We start from the raw sequence: 19,253 nt of genomic DNA, 5'->3' as shown, positions 1-19,253 counted from the left end.
AATGAGGCCTAGAAAACTAGAAGCCAAAAGCACTCAATAACAGAAATGCCTGGGTTTGGCATTTTTGCCAGAGTCCGTTACATGGCCGCCCCTTGCCCTGCTGAACACGTTTCGGCAATGAGACCAAGAAAGCCAGCGGCCAGAAGCACTCAACAGCATCAATGCCCAAACAACAGCTTTCCAGAGTTAGTTTTTACCTTACAGTCACCATCGCAAACACACCAAAAAACAGATTAAACACAGAAAAGAATCCAATGAAAAAAGCACGCGAGAACCCCAAAAAATCTCGCGTGCTTTTTTGCATTCATTAATTTAATTTTAATATGTCTAGACCAATTATTAGTTATACTAGCATCAATAGAATAGTTCGGCGGTGGTAGCTCCAGACAAGGGGGTGGTTACTATGAGTGTTTTTTAAGTAGTGATCAAGAATCTGAGTGGAAAGGAGAAGGGCCAGTGTCCATTCAGGATACGTTACAATTTGCGCTAGCTTTCGCGATGCATGATATCGCGTTAATAACGCTGATTGTGGTCATAGTTAGGGACAAGAAACAAAAACAACCGCCAAGCTGAGCGATAGCTGACGGTTAAAATTACTATATATTTAAACCTGAAGCGGCCATTACCGAATTTACTCTACGAGGGAAGTATTACAGTACTTCCCGAGGTCGCAAACTCATTATAACATGGGCTTGCGACTTTTTGCATTGTAAAGGAGTGAGGTTGATTGTGGCCTTTTTTGAGCGTGTGGTGCTGGCTGCGGCTTTCTTGGCAACGGAGCCGAAACGTGTTCCAGAAGGCAAGGGGCGGCCATGTAATGGACTCTGGCACAAATGCCAAGTTCGGGCATTTCCGCCAGAGCCCATTACATTCTGCCCCTTAAACGCCTTCTTCCACACTCTACTCCTGATACCACTCAACCACCCGTCCATTCAATTCCTGAACAGTCCGATCATTTGATGCGAAGTGTTTTTTAAACCAGGCAAGCTGGTCCACACTAGCCGTTACTAGTGGGTTTGTAATGACGACCCACTCCACACCTTCAGTCAACGGCGGGGTGGTTAAGGATCCCAAGTAGTGGAAACCGTAGCTTTTTTCGTGGACCCAATTGATCAATCAACGGATATCCTCATCCGGTTTGAAATTATCGATAATCTCCTGCAACGTTTCGTCCGCTGGTCCGTGTTTGACCATCAACGAAACAACACAGAGTTGGCCAATGCTTGATTGGTAGACCATGTGAATCTCTAGTGGCGTGGTTTCCCCGTCAATTAAATGTTCCGATGTCCAGTGGAAATGCAGTTGAACGAAGTGGAACGGCCGGTTGAAAATGCTGGCGTGGCCGGTTCCTGTGACTTGAATTGTCGTGCCGTCATCACGGTCTAATTTTAGATGGTGCTTATTATTCATGGTAAATGGTAAGTACTGATTGATGACAACGGTGTTGGCTGTATCAATGTCGATGGGTGACTGGTGGTCGTTAACCGTGGTCCAGTCAGCTTGTTGATGATAGTCGGTCATAGAATCATCCTCTCTGAAAACGGTATCGTAAGTCTTATTTTAATACAGAATCCCGACGATTACCGCAAAATACGCGTTCTTTTTAATAATGAACATAAATTAAGTCTTTACAAATCATCATTAATTCAATAGCATAATTCTCATAGACTTTTAATTGAGAGGAAGAACGGCAATGACAACGAAAACGAAGGGACTCATCTGTGCCATTGTTGGAACAACATTTTGGGGCATGTCTGGGTGTGCTGCCCAGTTTCTATTTTCACGCCAACCTGTGGAACCGGGCTGGTTAGTGGGTGTGCGCTTACTAATATCAGGAGTGTTGCTGCTTGGCTGGAGTGCCATTACGACGCCCAAACAGGTAATGACTGTTTGGCACCATAAGCGAGACGGTCTGCTGCTAATTGCCTTCGCACTATTCGGTATGGTGCCATCACAGTTTTCATACTTCATGGCGGTGAAATACGGCAATGCGCCAACGGCAACGATCCTGCAATTCTTAGGTCCACTGTTTATTATTATTTATTTGGCAATCGCAAACTGGCAACTGCCGCGGCGCATTGATGCCATTTCGATGATCATTGCGCTGTTTGGCACCTATTTATTGGTGACTAAGGGCCAGTTCACCAGTCTGCAATTAGCGCCGCCAGCAATCTTTTGGGGTGTCATGGCGGGTGTCGGTCAAGCGCTGTACACGCTAATTCCGATTCGCTTGTTAAAAACGTTTGACGCTAAAATCGTGACGGGATGGGCAATGTTGATTGGCAGCGTGGCATTTTTACCGCATTTAGTGACGACGCCATTACCAAAACTACCCGTAATTGGTTGGGCTGGCGTGTTCTTTGTGGCAACGGTAGGCACCATGTTTGCTTATTTGCTGTACCTGCAGAGCTTAAAATATCTAAAACCGTCAACAACTGGCATGTTAAGTTCGTTTGAACCCTTTACGGCCACCGTACTATCAGTGGTTTTGCTGCACACTGCCTTTGGGTTACCGGAAGCGTTGGGCGGCGTCATGATCCTCGCTACTGCGTTTCTTCAAGCGCTTGCCGTGAATGGCTTGCCTAGATGGTTGAAGCGAAGCGCTAAATCATAATGAACCAGAAAAAACCAGTGACCGATGGCTATCGCTTGCCGGTGTTTTTGATGCCTTGTCTGTTAATTGTAACCCTAATATTGAAATTAGGGTTACAGTTCGCTATAATCAATCGTGACAGATTATAGAATATGTAGGATTGATTGGAGTTTAACATGACAAATAAGCAAGGCATCACGCAACTCTCCGTTCGCGACCTCACGATGGTGGCAACGATGATTGCGATTTTAATCGTTCTGGGGCTGTTCCCCGGTATTCCACTTGGCATCATTCCGGTGCCCATTGTGCTTCAAAATATTGGCGTTATGATCGCTGGCGAATTACTGGGACCACGAAATGGCAGTCTTGCTGTTTGGTTGTTTTTGGTGTTGGTTGCGCTTGGGCTGCCACTGCTGTCTGGCGGACGTGGCGGCTTGGCGACCATGATCGGCCCAACTGGCGGGTACATCGTTGCCTGGGTGCTGGTACCGTTGTTAATTGGTTGGGGGCTCAAACTCACGGGCCGCAGCGGCGAACTGTATTGGCTGGTCGAACTTGCCATTGTTTGGTTGTTTGGCGTTTTGTTTGTTGATGGCCTCGGTGCAATTTGGGTATCCGCGCAATCTAACATTGCCTTGTCCGCAAGTTTGACGTCCAGTATTGCCTTTATTCCTGGTGATACGATTAAGGCCATCATTTCAGTAATTTTGGTTCGCCGATTGCGAAAAAGCAGCTCAATTTTTTAATTCACGGAGCTCAATTTTGAAACAAACAACAGCACAAAAAATCTTGATTCAGTTAATTGAACACGCCGACTCTTGGCTTTCGGGTGATGCCCTAGCGACCCAGTTAGAAATTAGCCGGGAGTCTGTTTGGAAAGCCATCAATACGTTGCGAAAACAGGGTAATGAGATTGAAAGCCGGAAAAATATGGGCTACCGGTTCGTTAAAAATGCATCGCTTAATGCGGCAATTATCAACTACTATACGAATCAGGATTTCGCAGGTCGATTGTACGTTGATGATGAAGTAACGTCGACGCAAAGCGTTGCTAAGGCGTTCTTGAGTCATCATCAAGTTACGCAGCCCACGGTGTTTGTGGCAAACGCGCAAACTGAGGCTATGGTCGGCGTGGCAGAGCGTTTTTTTCGCCGGCAGAAACTGGCCTTTACTTCAGCATGATCTTGCCAAATCCGACTCATGAATGGCCAAAAGCTGTTGATGACCACGACCTTTGCCGTTTTGATCACGGATGTTCTCCGGCAGTTTTTCCCGGACCAGGACTTTCAGTATAAGTGGGTCAACGACATTTATCTGAATCACAAAAAGGTGGTTGGTATCCTGACTGAAGCAGTTTTGGATTTGGAATCCAGCTCGACAGCAGCTTTTGTGGTCGGTATCGGGATGAATGTGGCGACCCAGCTGTTTCCGAATGACCTCAAGGCTAAGGTGACCAGTATGAGTGCGACGCCGGTAGACCGGAATTTATTGGTGAGTCGACTCATTGAAACGATTGCGGCGCACTACATGGACTATGCAAATCCGGAATATCTTGACGCCTATCGGCAACACGCCGTTGTGTTAGGTCGGGAAGTCCACCTACAACTGGGTGACGAAACGGTGGTTGGCGTGGCGCAACAGATTGAGGCCGATGGCGCGCTGACCATTAAAACGACTGACGGTGAGCTGCGCACGTTTACCAGCGGCGAGGTGACCAAAGTGCATTACGCCGGTCAGCAGGAGGATTCTCAGAAATGACACAAGTGATTTACGGGTTGGAAACGGATGACGCTGGGCGGTGTGTGCATTACCATCAGGAAAACGATATTGCTGGGTTGAAATGTCAACAGTGTCAGGCCTACTTTGCGTGCTACCAGTGCCATGATGCGTTGTGTGACCACAAGTTTGTTGCGTGTGATAAGGATGATGATCCAGTAATGTGTGGGCTTTGTCACACGGTGATGTCATTTGCTGCATATCAGCAGGGGACTTGTCCGAATTGTCGAGCGGCTTTTAATCCGAAGTGTGAGGGGCATTGGGGTGTTTATTTTAAGTGAATTACTTGGATAGCACAGTTTAGAATTGTGCTATTTTTCAGACTTCTTTGTTCTTCTTTAAAACTTAGATATGAAAAAAAGGACCATCGCGATGATGGTCCTTTTTGTGTGCTGTTCTCTATTGCCGAAACAGGTTACACAAGGAGTCTTTCTGTTATTGGAAGATTCAAATACCAGTTGGTTAATCGCTAATGCTAAGTTAGCTTTGGCGTGAAGCATTGCTGTCAAGAAGGTTGGCAGCAGTCGAGGGCGGATTCTCTTCAAACTTGGTTTAACGCCATTGTGATGCTTAATCATTGGTAGAAAATAAGCTCAACATCAGTGGAATGGAGCAATTTGGCACGGAGCTGTGGTGTCGACATTAGTTAGCGACCGTTCTTCGGTCGGTTACTGATGTGCGAGTCGATGGAGATCCATTCGAGAGCTGCGCAGCAGAAATCGAATTAGCTTCATCGCGAGCCACTTCAGCGGAGTGCAAAATTGCGGAATGCAACGGACTATCACCTAAAATTGGAAAGATTTTTCGCCCTCAAAACGCCTTATTTTACACGCTATCTTCCCGCTGTTGCTTCCACAGAAGTATCTGAATCAGCAGCGGTTTCAGATTTTTTTACAGTTTGTTTGCTAGATTTAGACATGAATAAATTCATGAGAATGGCGCTGATAGCGCCGATCGTGATCGGTGAGCCTAACAGATATTGAATCATTTGTGGGGCTTCACTAACGACCTTTGAAGTTACCAGAACAACGGCCATGGTCAACACAATCGGAATTCCGATCACGTAGATGGCACTGTCTGAAGTGGCCAGATTACGAATGACGTTTAAGCCGTTCAACATGATGACCACACAGATAATGGAGTAAACACCGCCGATAACTGGTGCTGGAACAGCAGCCAAAAAGGCGGATAACTTGCCGCAGAAGCCTAAGACCATGAACCAGATACCAGCGGAGACGAAGACACGTTTGCTGGCAACACCAGTGACGGAAACGACACCAGCGTTGGTTGAGTACCCGGTCATTGGGGTGGCACCGAGAAGGGCTGAAATCAAACAGCTCAGACCTTCTCCGATGATCCCGCGGTTCCACTGCTTGTCGGTAATCTTTTCACCTGTAACGGCACTCATGGCGAACCATGTCCCGGTCGTTTCAGTGGTCAAAACCATGTAGATGACAACGAATGTCAAAATAGCTGGCAGTGAGAAGTGAAGGCCGTAGTGCAGTGACGTGTATTGCGGCAGTGCGAACCACGCCGCTTTTTGAACTGGGGTCCAGTCAAATTTACCCATGGCGGTTGCGACAATTGAACCGGCAATCAAGGCAATGACGATGGAACTCACCTTGAGCACTTTCTTCAATTGTGGTACCCGGACACTGAGAATAATTGCAAGTAACATAACGGCAGCAGTTGATGCTGCGATGATGATGTTGGTGTTCACATTACCGCCGGCGTGAAAAATGTTGTCATTCAAGGCGCCTGGCAATAAGGACAAGCCAACACAAGTGATGATGGTTCCGCCAACGATGGCGGGGACTAACAAGTTGATGATCTTTTGGAAGACGCCAGAGACGCCTAAGATAACCAGTAACAGAGATCCGACGACAAGCGAGCCAAGAACGGTCGCCATACCGCCGTGAACGCCGCCGTTAGCGAGGTAGACCCCAGCTACGGCGCCCACAGGAACGAACGAAGGCCCTTGTGATACGGGCAGCTTCATGAAGAATTTCGTTTGCAAGATCGTCCCGATACCGGCTGCGATGAAAGCAGCTTGAAGGAAACCAGTCTTTTGTGCGAGTGTCATTGACAACAGGCCGGCCATGATAAGTGGTGCGACGTAAACGTCCATTGCCAACACGTGTTGTAAGCCTAAAAATCCTGACTGAGTGTACGAAACTTTATCGTCTGGTCCATAAAGTAAGCCATTTTCATTGCGATTCATATGATTATAATTCTCCCTTGGTTTGTTTTCCTTGAACGTAAACTTGAACAATATCTTGTTCTTCTGTCTGATACAGTAACGCGTCAAAGATGTCGTCGTCCTTGTCAGGTGGAATTATGTGGGTCGACAATTGGACGATTTGGAGATCGGCCAGGTAACCTGGTGCGATCTTTCCAGTCTTAAGATGTAAACTTTCGGCACCGCCAAACGTTGCCATGTAAAACGCGGCCTTTGCGGTGATGGCACTGTTAGCCACACCGCGGTGATCAGCAGCTAGCTGATTATCCACGCCGTCTTGCAACATGCGAGAAGACATGACTGCTTGACGAATATTGTGATACAAACTTGGCGAATAACCACCAGAAATATCAGTTCCTAAGCCCATTTTGAGCTGGTGATTCAGGATCCGTTTCACTGGCAGCACAGCATTACCAAAGTAGACGTTTGAGATCGGGCAGTGCGCAATGGCAACCTGCCGGGTCTTAAACAACTGGTAATCCTGCTCGTTTAGTAGTGTTCCGTGAGCCATCACCGCTTTATCAGTGAGGAGGCCGTACCGGTCAAGTACGTCGGCGTCGCGCATATGGTAGTGCTCGAGCGCAAACCCGTTTTCCCAATCAGATTCACTGCAGTGGGATTGGACGGGCAAGTCGTACTTTTGAGCTAAATCGCCCAGCCCCTGCAAGGATGCCGGGGTACAACTTGGGACAAATCGCGGTGTGATCACCGGGGTTTGTTTCAAGTCAGTGGTGCGATTTAAATCTGCTAACTGATGGATAAACTGTTCAGTTTGGTCCACAGCGACCTGGGCGGATGCGTCCTGGTAATAAGTTGGCGTCTCCCTCGGATTATCCATGGCAACTTTTCCGATAAATCCACGTTGACCATGTCTGATGCACGCTTTTGCCAGTTCAAGATTCGCTGGATTATGGATAGTGCCGAAGAAGAGCGCGGTGGTGGTCCCGTTACTGAGTAGTCTCGAGACCAGGGCATCGTAAATGCGTTTCGCGAACGCCGGGTCCGCATACTTAGCCTCCAGCGGGAAAGTATACGTATCAAGCCATTCGTTAAGTGGTCGATCCAGCGCCAGTCCGGCATTTGGCCATTGTGGCGCGTGGATGTGTAAGTCAATGAAACCGGGGAGTATATATTGATCGGCAGCGAGTGTCACCAGGGTATCAGACCTGGAAGCTGCCTGCCGGACTGACTCGAAGTCCGGTTCGGTTCGGGCAATGATTCGTTCAATGTAACCACTGTCGTCGATACAGATCAACTGGTGTTCCTGATAGGATACCGTGGTTGGACTGGTCGACGTAAAAAGGGAACCCTCAATGACTCTCATAAATGAAATCGGAATCGCCTCCATATTTAATTGACTTGAGCATTTGCAACCTTAGAAAAATTACAATAACGAACTTTCATTAGACACCCTAATGAAACATTCGTATAAATGCTTTGTTGGCTATTATAAGCATTACAGGAGTAAGGTTCAACGGTTAAACACGAACTATTTAAATTCTAATTTTACAGTGAGTATTAATTTTGTAATATGAATTTTATTTATTGCTTAAAATCGCCGTGTGGCAGGGAATGTGCTCGGTTTCATGACCCTTAATAAATAGTCACTACTTGCATATTTAATCGAGATTGGGTAAGATTATCTCTAATGATATTTTAATCTTCTAATGACAATCTTATAATTTGGAGGGATGTCCATGGATACAGCACCAGTAAAACGCAGTGAAAAACGAATTGCCGCGAATATCTTCAAGGGATCGTTAGGAAACATGATCGAATGGTTTGATTGGTACGTTTACGCGTCATTTGCCGTGTACTTCTCGGCGGCCTTTTTCCCAGCTGAGGATAAAACGGCTGAGTTGCTATCAACCGCTGCCGTGTTTGCCGTCGGTTTTTGATGCGGCCGCTTGGGTCGTTTGTGATGGGCCGGTTTGCGGATCGGCAGGGGCGTAAAGCTGCCCTGACTTTGTCCGTGACCATTATGGCCACCGGGTCGTTAGTGATCGCACTGACGCCAGCTTATAAGACGATTGGTGTTTGGGCACCCATCATTTTGGTTGTCACGCGGTTGTTTCAGGGACTGTCACTTGGCGGTGAGTACGGCACTTCGGCGACGTACCTGTCAGAAATGGCGTCTCCAAAACGGCGGGGGTTCTATTCGTCATTTCAATATGTGACCCTGATTTCCGGCCAGTTATTTGCGCTGCTGGTGCAGATTATTCTGCAGAGCTTTCTGTCAACGGCACAGCTCTATTCGTTTGGCTGGCGGATTCCGTTCGTGGTTGGTGCGATTGGCGCCGTTGGGGTCCTTTGGCTGCGGCTCACCATGGAAGAATCCGACCAGTTCAAAGCTAAGAACGCGAAAAACAAGAAGTCTGGGACAATGACCCTATTAATGAAGTATCCGAAACAATTCTTTACGGTCGTTGGGCTGACCTTTGGTGGGACGATCTGCTTCTATGCGTACACCACTTACCTCCAGAAGTTCATGATCAACACGACCGGGTTAAATGCGCGAGTTGTTGCCGTGATCAACTTTGCGGCGTTGTTGATCATGCTGATCTTGCAGCCGATTTTCGGTGCCTTGTCGGATAAAATCGGCCGGAAACCACTATTGCTGTGGTTCGGTATTGGCGGCACGCTGTTTACGGTGCCGATCTTCTCCATCTTGGCGCATGTGCATTCGTCCTGGGCTGCATTCTTCTTGATGCTGGCAGGGGTCGTGATCGTTTCCGGGTACACGTCGATCAACGCGATTGTTAAGGCGGAGCTGTTTCCTACTGAGATTCGGGCGCTAGGCGTTGGATTTCCGTATGGACTGACCGTTGCCATCTTTGGCGGAACCGTTGAATACGTTGCCCTTTGGCTGCGTTCCGTTAATTTGGAATCGTTATTCTTCTATTATGTAGCCTTTGCGACGTTTGTTTCCTTGATTGTTTACTGGCGGATGTTTGAAACGTCTAAACAGTCGACGATTGACGCTGAAGATGTCGACCATGACGCTGATGGGTCGCTTGGTCAGGTTCAGGGGCGTTAAGGTTTGGACGTGAATTTTGTTCCATGCAGTGACCTTGTTGATGATCACTGCTTCAAGAGTCTATTTTTAATCATTAAAAAAGGTATCTAAGCAGTTGGACCACTGCTTAGATACCTTTAGTGTTTTAAAGCTCAATCAGTACCAACTGCAACGCTTTCGCGACGGCTTCCGCTCTCGTAAAGACGCCCAGTTTGTTGTAGATGCTAGTTAGATGGGACTTGATGGTGCGTTCGCTGACGGCTAAGTCTTCGGCGATTTCCTTACTATGGTAGCCTTGCGCTACCTGTGTTAAAATCGTGTGCTCTTTCTCAGATAACACGACTGTGGGTTGTGCTGGTTTGGGGGCAGCAAAGGCCTTACCAGCAATTCTTGGTTCAATGTAGGTCTCGCCCTTCATCGCACCGCGAATCACGCGTAGAATCGTTGCCTTATCCGCATCCTTTAATAAGAAGCCTTTCGCACCTAACTGCATCGCTTCTTGAATCGGTTTTTGGTCATCGAAGGTGGTCAGGACAATGACGGGTAAGTCCGGATTTGTCTCATGGAGTGATTTAATGAGGGCGATCCCGTCTAATTTCGGCATGCGAATATCTGTGATCACCAAGTCGGGGTGCAGGGCAGCAACCTTTTGCCGACCTGCTTCGCCATCGGCTGCGGTGCCGACCACGTTAATGTCAGTGACGGTTTCAAAAATGAGTTCGAGTCCCGCCCGTAAGATCTGGTGGTCGTCGACAATGAGGAGGTTGATCATTCTGCGAGTTCCTTTCTGTCTGCGGGCAGGGTCAGCGTGACGGTGGTGCCTTCATCAACGGCACTAATGACCGTAATGACGCCGTTTAGCCGGTCCGCGCGTTCATAGATACCCTGAAGACCGTAATGGCCAGTTTTCTTCAGGCTTTTTTGTCGTGGGTGTTAAAGCCGGTGCCGAAATCGATAATTTTTAGTTTGAAAATATCATCTGTCAGACTGCCGCTAATGATGGCTTGGTCTGTCTGCGCGTGCTTTGCCACGTTGGTTAAGGCTTCCGTCACGATGCGAGTAATCTCGGTCAGCTGCGATGGGCTGTAATCCGGGATATCGTTTAACTGAATCGTGGTCGTGACCTGGTAATTCTTATGAATGGCGTCCGCAACCAACTGCAGGCGGACGGGGAGGCTTTCCTCCGTTGTGCTACGCAGATCCGTCAGCGTGATCCGTGACTCGTGCAGGGCAGTTCTGGCAGTGGTCATACTCGTGTTGATAATTTCTTCAGCCCGGTCAGCGTTGCCCTGGTCCAGAAAACTTTTAGCGGCTTCCAACTGCATAACGACGCCAGCCAATCCCTGCGTTAATGTGTCGTGCAGTTCACGCGCGACCCGTTGCCGTTCTGCGCGAACCGTCGATGCTTCGACCTGTTTGTAGGCCAACTGCAACTCAGTGTAGAGATTCTCCACACGTTCCCGTTCTTGGACCTGGTGTTGATAGAAACGCCAGTAGTAGAACACGATGGCCATTAGGAAAATGAAGCTCGACAACACAATGATGCCCTGAACCCAACCCACAATGGCGGTGTAGCCACCCACATGCTGAGATAGGCGACTGTCAGGCAAGTCATGACCCGTCTTGAGTAGTGGTAGCCGATCATGGTCTCAATCATTAAAACTGGGTAGGTACCGACCATGATCACGGGCATGCTGCGGCTCAAAAACCCGGCGTAAATGAAAATCAGCATGATTGGACAGCCCGTTAAAAGCCAGTGGTGGCGCTGATATAGCCAGGGGCCAAACCAAATGGACAAAATGATGCTCGCCACGGCCATGATAATGAGCAACGGCCGAAACGATTGATTCACACTGACAAATTCGGGTGCGAATCGTTCACGCATATCAGATAGTTGGGGAATTGAGTTGACCACATAAATAGCCATGAATCCCAGCATGATCATCCAAATGATGAAGGGGCCACGAATGTTCCGCAGATTTTTAAGCGTCTGTTCCTCATTTTCAGGGGTCGGGTGCACGATAGTCACTTCCTTTACGTTTTTTTATTACCACCAATATAACCCAAAAACCCGCCGCGGGGTGGCCCGGACGGATTTTTGAGGAGAAATCTTGAGAAATTGTGCTGTTTGCAATTCATTAACGCTTTTGATTGGGTACTAAGATGACTTAGGACCCTTTAAATGCCGTTACATTCCGCAATTTGGCAGGCCGTCGAAGTGGCTCGCGATGAAGCTAATTCGATTTCTGCTACGCAGCTCTCGAATGGATCTTCATCGTCTCGCATATCAGTAACCGACCAAAGTACGGTCGCTAACTGATATCGACACCACAGCTCCGTGCCAAATTGCTCCATTCCACTGATGGTGAGCTTACTTTTTACTACTTGTTGAGCATCACATTGGCGTTAAACCAAGTTCGAAGAGAATCCGCCCTCAACTGCTAGTCAGATTATTAACAGGTATGCTTCTCACCATGTTTTAGTCACAAGTAGCGATTGATTAACAGGCTCCATGACACTTTTTTATGAAGTCTTACCATCTATGGCTGACGACTACAACTATCGTAGCGGAGTGGAGTCGTTCGGCATTGCAGGCAGTAGTGTCGGTGTTTGTTGGCGAGGGTCCTTTCCTCGCCTACAAACACGGGAGACGGAGGAGATCCTTGAATTTCTGAAAGAAATTCAATAGCTCCGGAGCGACCCACTACAGCCTGCAGAGCCGAATGGCGCAACGCAGCGGCATTTCACTTTAGTCCGCAGCCAAAGCATCGATCGGGTTCAGTTTAGCTGCCCGACGTGCTGGTAGGAAGGCGGTGACAAGTGAGATGACGACGCCGATGACGAAGACGGTCACAACGTTGCCGACTGTAATTTGGACAAAAGCGTAGTTCGCAATTGACGCCAGCATGTGATTAACGGTCACCTCCCCAATGAGGGCAATAACGGTGGCAAATGCTGCACTTAGTACACCGATGATCAGCGATTCACTGATGAATAATCGCCGGATGTCGCGTTTCGATTCACCCAACGCTCGGAGAATCCCGATTTCCTTAGTTCGCGCACTGACTGACATGTACATCGTGACGATGATCATCAAGGCGGAAACGACTAAGGAAATGGCGGCAATGGCCGAGAGAATGTTGGTTGCCAGTTTAACGTAAGTTTGAATCTTACTAATGATCGAGTTGACCGAGGTTGCGCTGTACAGGCGTTTATCGTTGGTCTTTAGTTGATTGATCTTCTTAGTGACCCCGTTGACGTTGCCGATCTTATCGACCTTCACAACGGTGCTGGTGGCCTTGTCACTCACGTTGGCTTTGTTCATTGCTGCGGTGAGGGTCTTGGTGCTAACAAAGTTGTCGCTTGCCATGCTGGCAGCCGCGGATTTACTGGTGATCCCGGCGATTTTTGCTTTGAATTTAACGGTCACTGGTTTGCCATTCTTGTTTGTTGTCTTGTAAGACAGTGTGATGGTTTTGCCAATCAGGTCTTTCCAATGATTTTTAGAGAGTGATTTGGCTACGCTGTCTTTATCGATAACGATCTCACCAGCCTTTGGTTTATGGCCGTATTTAATGGTGTTGGACGTTGCACTGGCATTCCAGTTTTGGAGGCTTGAGATCGTTGCCTTTTTGTCATTGTAGCTCGTGGTGACGCTGCTAGCCGTGTAGACCTTTGACACACCTGTCACGTGCTTGATGTTGCCAAGCTGTTTGAGTTGGGTCGCACTGAATGTCGGGGTACTGCTGCTGGCCGTTGAAGCGCCAGTCATGCTGGAAGCAGATTGCTGCATGGCCTGTTGCTGCTGGGCTTGCGCTTGTTTACTACTGCCACCGCTGCCGCTTGTACTTGCCGTGGCTGACTTTTGGTAACGGCTAATGCTGACTGCCGTGGGGTTCACGAGGTCGTTGACCTGCTTATTGATATACCCGCTGATCCCGTTTCCAAGACCTGAAAACAGCATTACAGCAAATAAGCCAACGGCGGTCCCTAAAACGATCAGTGAATTGCGCCAGAAGTTGAACTTGAAGTGTTTGTAGGCGGTCGTGTAGGATACCGCAGCCGGTAGCAGGCGCGATTTTAACCGTGGCGTATCGGTCACTGGATAGGCGTCTCGCAGCTTGGTATCCTTATCGATCTTTCCATCCGCCAAATGCACGATCCGGGTTCCAGCGTCCGCAACGGATTGCGAGTGGGTCACAGTGATGACCAGCCGGCCTTCTTGTGCGATGCCGTCGAGAATCTCCAGCACTTCCTTAGTGTTTTCGGAATCCAGGGCGCCGGTTGGTTCGTCAGCGATAATGACTTTCGGGTCACTGGCAAGCGCCCGGGCAATGGCTACCCGCTGTTTTTGCCCACCGGAAAGCTGGTTGGGATACTTGTGTGCCTGATCTTTCAGACCAACGCGGTCGAGAAGTTCGGCAGCGCGTTTCTTTTGGTCAGCCTTAGATAACGTGGTCATGTCAAGTGGAATCAGCACGTTATCCATGACGGTCAGGTGACCGATCAAGTTGTAGGCCTGGTAAATGTAACCGATCGTGTCGCGCCGGTAGTGGTCAAGCGCTTTTTCGTCGCTGTGATTCAGCCGCGTGCCATCAACGGTCACGCTGCCTTGAAACTGGCGATCCAGACCGCCGATAATATTCATTAGGGTGGATTTTCCACCGCCAGATTCGCCCAGGATGGAAACAAACTCACCCAGATCGAAATTTAAATCGATTCCCTTTAAAACGGGAAATTCTTCCTTACCTAAATAGTAGGATTTGTGAATGTCTCTTAGCTCTAAATAACTCAATGTCTGCCTCCCGCAATGTTGTTCGATTAACTGTGACCAACTATACGGGTTATTTGTGTTGCCCACATCGGCCAAAAGACCAACTGGGGGTTCCCTTTTGGGCAAATGTCATTTTTTTGAAACGATTTTGCGGGTCTCAGCCATCGACTGCGTAGGTATGACTAGAGCGGTTAAATCTAAAGGAGTGATGATGATGTTCAGATCTTATTGGAAGTTTTATGTCATTGGAATGGTGGCACTGTTGATGATGGAGGTGGGTGGCGTGATAACGCACGACAGCGCCATAAGGACGACAGCGGATGCGACCCAAGTGAGTCAGGCAGCCCCGGCGATGGCGGTACCACTTCTCCGGATGAGTAACGGCTTTAAGTCTGGTGGCGCCTACGTGACCCCGGCAGCTTACCGGTGGGCAGACCGTGTCGTGACCTATCGCATTACGGATAGATCGGCATACTACCGACAAATTTGGCAACGCGCGGTGCAACATTGGAATGCGGCGGGGGTGGTATCGCTGATTTCGGCACAGCCGGGGGCTCCGGCTGAGTTGCAGATGTCGGCAGTGACGCCAATTCCTACGGGGTATGGGCAAATTATTGGACTGACCTATACGTCATACCATCGTAATACGCAAATTGGCAACCGGCCGGTGCTTGCGAGCGCCCATTCATACCTATATAAGCGCGTTGCAAAGCAAATGGCCTATTCGCAGGTCGAACGCGAGCACGTGGCAGAGCATGAGATCGGGCATGCGCTGGGCCTGACGCACGCGGCGAGCAAACGCAGCGTTATGTATTATGCTAATCGGCAATCAGCAATCACGTTGGCGGATGTTGCTGGGTTGAAACAAGCCTATCAATAGAAAAAAGGTTTATTTTGAAATTTATAAGCAACAACTCGAAAAGAAAATGGCGGAAATAAGGTCATGTATCCGTTTTAAAAATCCATATTTTTGAAATAAATGACACTTAAATTAGAAAAACTCGACAATTCAAGACGATAATGTATTCAATTAAAAACTTTTTTGGCTAAAACTTACGGTTGAAATACTTAACAATATAAGTATTTGAGTACAACTGAATTCGATTACATTACCAGTGATGCGCAATTCAGTGTTTTAACAGTAAATCACAAACTTTCCAAGTGTTTTCATTTTTTCAAAATCGGTGAAAATATTGAATGGTATTTCATTTCAGCAACGGGTATGATACATATCGTTGCTCAAGTTTGAAACACAAACAAGACAACGCGTATCACCAAGTTGTTTGAATCGTCCAAATTTTTCTGGTTGGGGAACCGGTTGAATTTGACCATTCGGACCACCGGGCGGAGCCGGTGGTTGTAACAATGACGCGATACTATAGGATGGCAACTCTTAGTTGGGATTAGGGCCCCGACATTTTATTCAGAGTTTATGAAAAAGCACAGCAAAAGACATCGAGCCGTGAAAAACGGCAATTATTTTTCATTAAACGATTGAATAAAAAGGGAGTTCTACCATGACTAACAACCATTTCACCAAAATTTTAACCATTGCTGCAACTGTATTAACGATGACGACCGGTGCTGTTCAAGCAACCGCTGATGCCACAGCGTCTTCTAACGATGTTGTGAAAACTGTCTCTGACGCAACGGCGGCCACAGGTCACTCGAAAGCAGCAGCCATCACCAGTCTTGCCCACATGTCATTCGGGTTCAAGACCGGTGCTAACATGACCACACCGGCAACGTACCGGTGGGCCAGCAAGACCATTACTTATAAAATAAACGATAAATCAACGTACTATAAACAGGTTTGGAACAGTGCTGTGAAACACTGGAATGCCACGAAGGTGGTTAAATTAGTGCCCGTCCAAGCTGGCAAGACAGCCAACATTACGTTAGCTTCAGCGAACAGTGACACGACCAAGACCTCTGGTGACATTGTCGGGATGACGTTTAGTTCTTATCACACCACTCAAAAGATGGGGAACCTAAACGTGATGGCGGGTGCGACCTCATACGTTTACAAAAATATTGCGAATAAAATGCACTATTCACAACTGGATCGCGAACACGTTGCTGAACACGAACTTGGCCATGCGCTGGGGTTGGAACACGCCGATACCAAAAAGAGCGTGATGTACTATGCGAACCGGAGCTCGGCGATTACGAGTACCGATGTTAAGGGATTGAAAGCTGCTTATCAGGGACAGTAGTGGAAAAAAGGGAACCAGTTATAAAAAACTGGTCCCCTTTTTTTCTCTCGAACTGGCCCTTGGGAAATACCAGCCATGTCGTATACTGAATTTGTTATCAAAGTATTGCGGACCAGGCCTGGGCAAGCACCTTGATACCGGCGATGATGTGGTCGTCGTCTGTTTGACGAAAACTGAATACGATACTTTTATATGCCGGCTTGCGGTTGCGCCAGCAGCGGTCTGGGTTTACCAACCGACGCCTGCTTGACCTGCAACATCAATTAAATGATCAACAGTAGCATCACTGTTGACATGAAAGACTGCGAAACTACCTGCTGCCGCGCCCATGGGTGTGAGCTTGTCGCCGAAGGTTTCAGCAACCAGACTATTGATGAGTTGACGACGATTATTGTACACGATGGTTAACTGACGGATGAACCGTTCCAGATCATCGTTTGCAATGAGTTGAGACAGAATCTGTTGTTGCCATTGTGAATTACGGTTGGGTAAATGGCGATATGTCGTTTGAAATGAGGCTACCAGAGCTTCTGGTAACACAAGGACGCCCAAGCAAAGCGACGATCCCAGTGTTTCATCGTAGTTGGTGTAGTAAAAACAATTCTGACCACCCATTTCATGGAAAATTGCGGGAGCAGCTTGACCGGAATAGGAGAGTGAGCCATCCGTATCGAGTTCGATCAGGTAGCAATCATCTGCAAGCAGTTTATGAGCTAATTCCTGACGCTGTGCCATGCTGAGACCTTCGCCTGATGGGAAGTTGTGCGTGGGTGCCAACAGGTACGCTGCTGTCTTTGGCAAACGTTGCCAGTCACGGAATGGCATCGTCGGGATATTGAGCGACGTCCACACATCCCGGGCGTTTGGCGCCACAGGTTCGGCCACCGCCAACGTCGTTTTCCGCCATTCAGGCATGAGTCTTGCAATGATGCTGGCGGCTTCATTAAAGCCGCTCGTGATCACGATCTGTTCCGGCGTCACATCAATATTTTTTAACCGGTTCAGGTAGGTCACCAGCTGCTGGCGGTATTCCAGATCGCCGTTCACCGGTTGGATATGCTCGATTCCATGGCTCATGACCCGTTCCTCCGCCGATAACCAGGCCTGTTTTGGAAACAACCGTAAATAGTCAAAGTTTTCTGTGAAATCGTATTGAAACGCGCCGCGATGTACCGAACGCTGCGTTGCCGGCTTTTCTTCAACAACAAATGGTAAGTGGTGGGTGACGTGGTAACCGGCGCCAGGTCTGCTCACCAGATAGCCTTCAGCTACCAGATCCTGGTAGGCGTGATCCACAGTGTTTCGGCTAACAGCCAGTTCCTGTGATAAGTATCGCGTACTGGGCATTGCTTGCCCCGGTTGTCGCACGCTAGTTTCGATCTCGGCGCGAATTTGCCGGTATAACTGCAAATAAATTTTCTCGCCGCCATTGCGATCAATGAGTAACATAGCATCACTTCCAACTCTGTTTTGACACTATTGTACCAAGAAAGGAAAACACAATGAAAATTTTATTGATCAACGCACATCCAGATTATCGTAACACTGCTCGGACCATTAACCAGTTAAATGCGCACGCTGTCGCGGAAATTAAACGACTGGCACCGACTGCCGATGTCGACCAGCTAACCTTGTACGATCCGGCAACCGTTTTGCCACAAATTACTGAAACAAGTTTGATGCACCCCGACACGGTTGAAGACAGACAAAATGAACTGATTGAGCAGTGGAAGGCTGCGGATGTCGTCCTCATCATGATGCCGCTGCATAATTTTAATGTGGTGACAAAGTTGAAGGACTATATCGATAACATTTTGATTGCAAACAAGACCTTTAAGTATACGGCCGATGGTTCGGTAGGGCTGTTAGATGGCAAGCAACATGTGGCCTATATTCAGTCAAGCGGTAGTGATTACGAGCATGACATCCGGTATATCAATGCGGATATTGCGCCACACTATGTGCGGACCATTTTGAACTTTATGGGAATCTCTCAGATGACGTTGATTCGGGCTGAGGGATTGGATTTAGTTGGGAATGATAAAGCGGCCATTGTTGAGGGGACTAAGCGGGAGTTGTCGGGGTATTTGGCGGATGTTTTAGGGTAGATTAAAACCACCTGAACTTGGGATTATAGTCCTTGTTTAGGTGGCTTTTCTTGGGATAAGTGCGATTTAAGATTGTGCACTTCTGTCCTCGAGCCGAAACGTGCTACAGAAGGGCAAGGAGTCCCACTATGCTCCACTCCTTGGGCGCCCCTGGTTTCGCACTCGTGGATGGCTTCCTTTATTGTTGAAAGGTGCGATTAACACAGTGCATTACTGTCCTCGAGCCGAAACGTGCAAAAAGGGCAGGGAGTTGCACATAAGCCGACTCTGACACAAATTCCAAGCCCAGGAATTTCTGTCAGAGTCAACTTATGCTCCACTCCCTGGGCGCCCTTTTTTGCACTCGTGGGTGTTTTATTCTTTAGTCGAAAGGTGCGATTAAGATTGTGCACTGCTGTCCTCGAGCCGAAACGTGCTACACGGGGCAAGGAGTTGCACCTAGTGGACTTCGGTCACAAATTCCCAAGCCCAGGAATTTATGACCAAAGTCCACTAGGCTCCACTCCTTAACCGCCCCTGGTTTCGCACTCT

At 48.1% G+C, this 19,253-nt stretch carries 13 protein-coding genes and 3 pseudogenes; 8 read left to right on the top strand and 8 right to left on the bottom strand.

Translation table 11 applies throughout. The annotated features are described in order from the left end of the window. Positions 1–900: 900 nt before the first annotated feature. Positions 901–1,521, bottom strand: a pseudogene (locus tag JCM11969_RS13295) (carbonic anhydrase family protein). 172 nt (positions 1,522–1,693) lie between these two features. Between JCM11969_RS13295 and JCM11969_RS13290 the strand changes: the two are divergent. The 4 genes and pseudogenes from JCM11969_RS13290 (at position 1,694) to JCM11969_RS13275 (ending at position 4,650) form a co-directional block, all read left to right on the top strand. Continuing rightward, on the top strand, positions 1,694–2,614 hold the full coding sequence (locus tag JCM11969_RS13290) for a DMT family transporter (protein WP_054711914.1): 921 nt from the start codon (positions 1,694–1,696) through the stop codon (positions 2,612–2,614). 155 nt (positions 2,615–2,769) lie between these two features. Then, positions 2,770–3,339 carry a biotin transporter BioY gene (locus tag JCM11969_RS13285; protein WP_054711913.1) on the top strand — a complete coding sequence of 190 codons (570 nt, stop codon included), beginning with the start codon at positions 2,770–2,772 and terminating at the stop codon, positions 3,337–3,339. 16 nt (positions 3,340–3,355) lie between these two features. Continuing rightward, positions 3,356–4,351 (top strand): annotated as a pseudogene (locus JCM11969_RS13280) (biotin--[acetyl-CoA-carboxylase] ligase). After that, positions 4,348–4,650, top strand: coding sequence for a CHY zinc finger protein (locus JCM11969_RS13275; protein ID WP_054711911.1), 303 nt, complete (start codon positions 4,348–4,350; stop codon positions 4,648–4,650). Before JCM11969_RS13280 ends, JCM11969_RS13275 begins: the two are co-directional and overlap by 4 nt. Positions 4,651–5,201: 551 nt before the next feature. On the opposite strand, the gene JCM11969_RS13270 is transcribed toward JCM11969_RS13275, so the two are convergent. Further along, a complete protein-coding gene (locus JCM11969_RS13270) occupies positions 5,202–6,590 on the bottom strand; it encodes a uracil-xanthine permease family protein (RefSeq protein ID WP_054711909.1) in 1,389 nt (462 codons plus the stop codon). A gap of 4 nt (positions 6,591–6,594) precedes the next feature. Then, a complete protein-coding gene (gene guaD / locus JCM11969_RS13265; protein WP_156319368.1) occupies positions 6,595–7,932 on the bottom strand; it encodes a guanine deaminase in 1,338 nt (445 codons plus the stop codon). A gap of 373 nt (positions 7,933–8,305) precedes the next feature. Here guaD and JCM11969_RS13260 point away from each other — a divergent pair. Continuing rightward, positions 8,306–9,645, top strand: a pseudogene (locus tag JCM11969_RS13260) (MFS transporter). Between the two features lie 124 nt (positions 9,646–9,769). Here JCM11969_RS13260 and JCM11969_RS13255 read toward each other — a convergent pair. From JCM11969_RS13255 to JCM11969_RS13240, 4 genes are all read right to left on the bottom strand, one after another. Continuing rightward, positions 9,770–10,396, bottom strand: coding sequence for a response regulator transcription factor (locus JCM11969_RS13255; RefSeq protein WP_054711905.1), 627 nt, complete (start codon positions 10,394–10,396; stop codon positions 9,770–9,772). Between the two features lie 139 nt (positions 10,397–10,535). Next, a complete protein-coding gene (locus tag JCM11969_RS13250) occupies positions 10,536–11,234 on the bottom strand; it encodes a sensor histidine kinase (RefSeq protein WP_156319367.1) in 699 nt (232 codons plus the stop codon). Next, positions 11,138–11,644, bottom strand: coding sequence for a hypothetical protein (locus JCM11969_RS13245; protein ID WP_054711901.1), 507 nt, complete (start codon positions 11,642–11,644; stop codon positions 11,138–11,140). The genes JCM11969_RS13250 and JCM11969_RS13245 overlap by 97 nt, the downstream gene beginning before the upstream one ends. Positions 11,645–12,373: 729 nt before the next feature. After that, complete coding sequence (locus JCM11969_RS13240; protein WP_054711899.1) at positions 12,374–14,419, bottom strand: ABC transporter ATP-binding protein/permease; 2,046 nt, start codon at positions 14,417–14,419, stop codon at positions 12,374–12,376. Between the two features lie 244 nt (positions 14,420–14,663). Here JCM11969_RS13240 and JCM11969_RS13235 point away from each other — a divergent pair, with 244 nt between their 5' ends. Together JCM11969_RS13235 and JCM11969_RS13230 are read left to right on the top strand one after the other, a co-directional pair. Next, positions 14,664–15,278, top strand: coding sequence for a matrixin family metalloprotease (locus JCM11969_RS13235; protein WP_162231480.1), 615 nt, complete (start codon positions 14,664–14,666; stop codon positions 15,276–15,278). 637 nt (positions 15,279–15,915) lie between these two features. Further along, on the top strand, positions 15,916–16,614 hold the full coding sequence (locus JCM11969_RS13230; RefSeq protein ID WP_054711897.1) for a M57 family metalloprotease: 699 nt from the start codon (positions 15,916–15,918) through the stop codon (positions 16,612–16,614). Between the two features lie 228 nt (positions 16,615–16,842). Here JCM11969_RS13230 and JCM11969_RS13225 read toward each other — a convergent pair whose 3' ends face one another. Then, positions 16,843–18,063: an aminotransferase-like domain-containing protein gene (locus JCM11969_RS13225; RefSeq protein ID WP_054711896.1), complete on the bottom strand. Its 1,221-nt coding sequence runs from the start codon at positions 18,061–18,063 to the stop codon at positions 16,843–16,845. 53 nt (positions 18,064–18,116) lie between these two features. Between JCM11969_RS13225 and JCM11969_RS13220 the strand changes: the two genes are divergently transcribed. Continuing rightward, positions 18,117–18,722 (top strand): FMN-dependent NADH-azoreductase, encoded by a 606-nt coding sequence (locus JCM11969_RS13220; protein WP_054711894.1) that lies wholly within the window; start codon positions 18,117–18,119, stop codon positions 18,720–18,722. The last annotated feature ends 531 nt before the right edge of the window (positions 18,723–19,253 follow it).

Origin of the sequence: Secundilactobacillus paracollinoides DSM 15502 = JCM 11969 (assembly GCF_001311135.1) — a bacterium.
GTDB classification, from domain to species: domain Bacteria; phylum Bacillota; class Bacilli; order Lactobacillales; family Lactobacillaceae; genus Secundilactobacillus; species Secundilactobacillus paracollinoides.
This window is presented reverse-complemented; position numbering and strand designations above follow the sequence as displayed.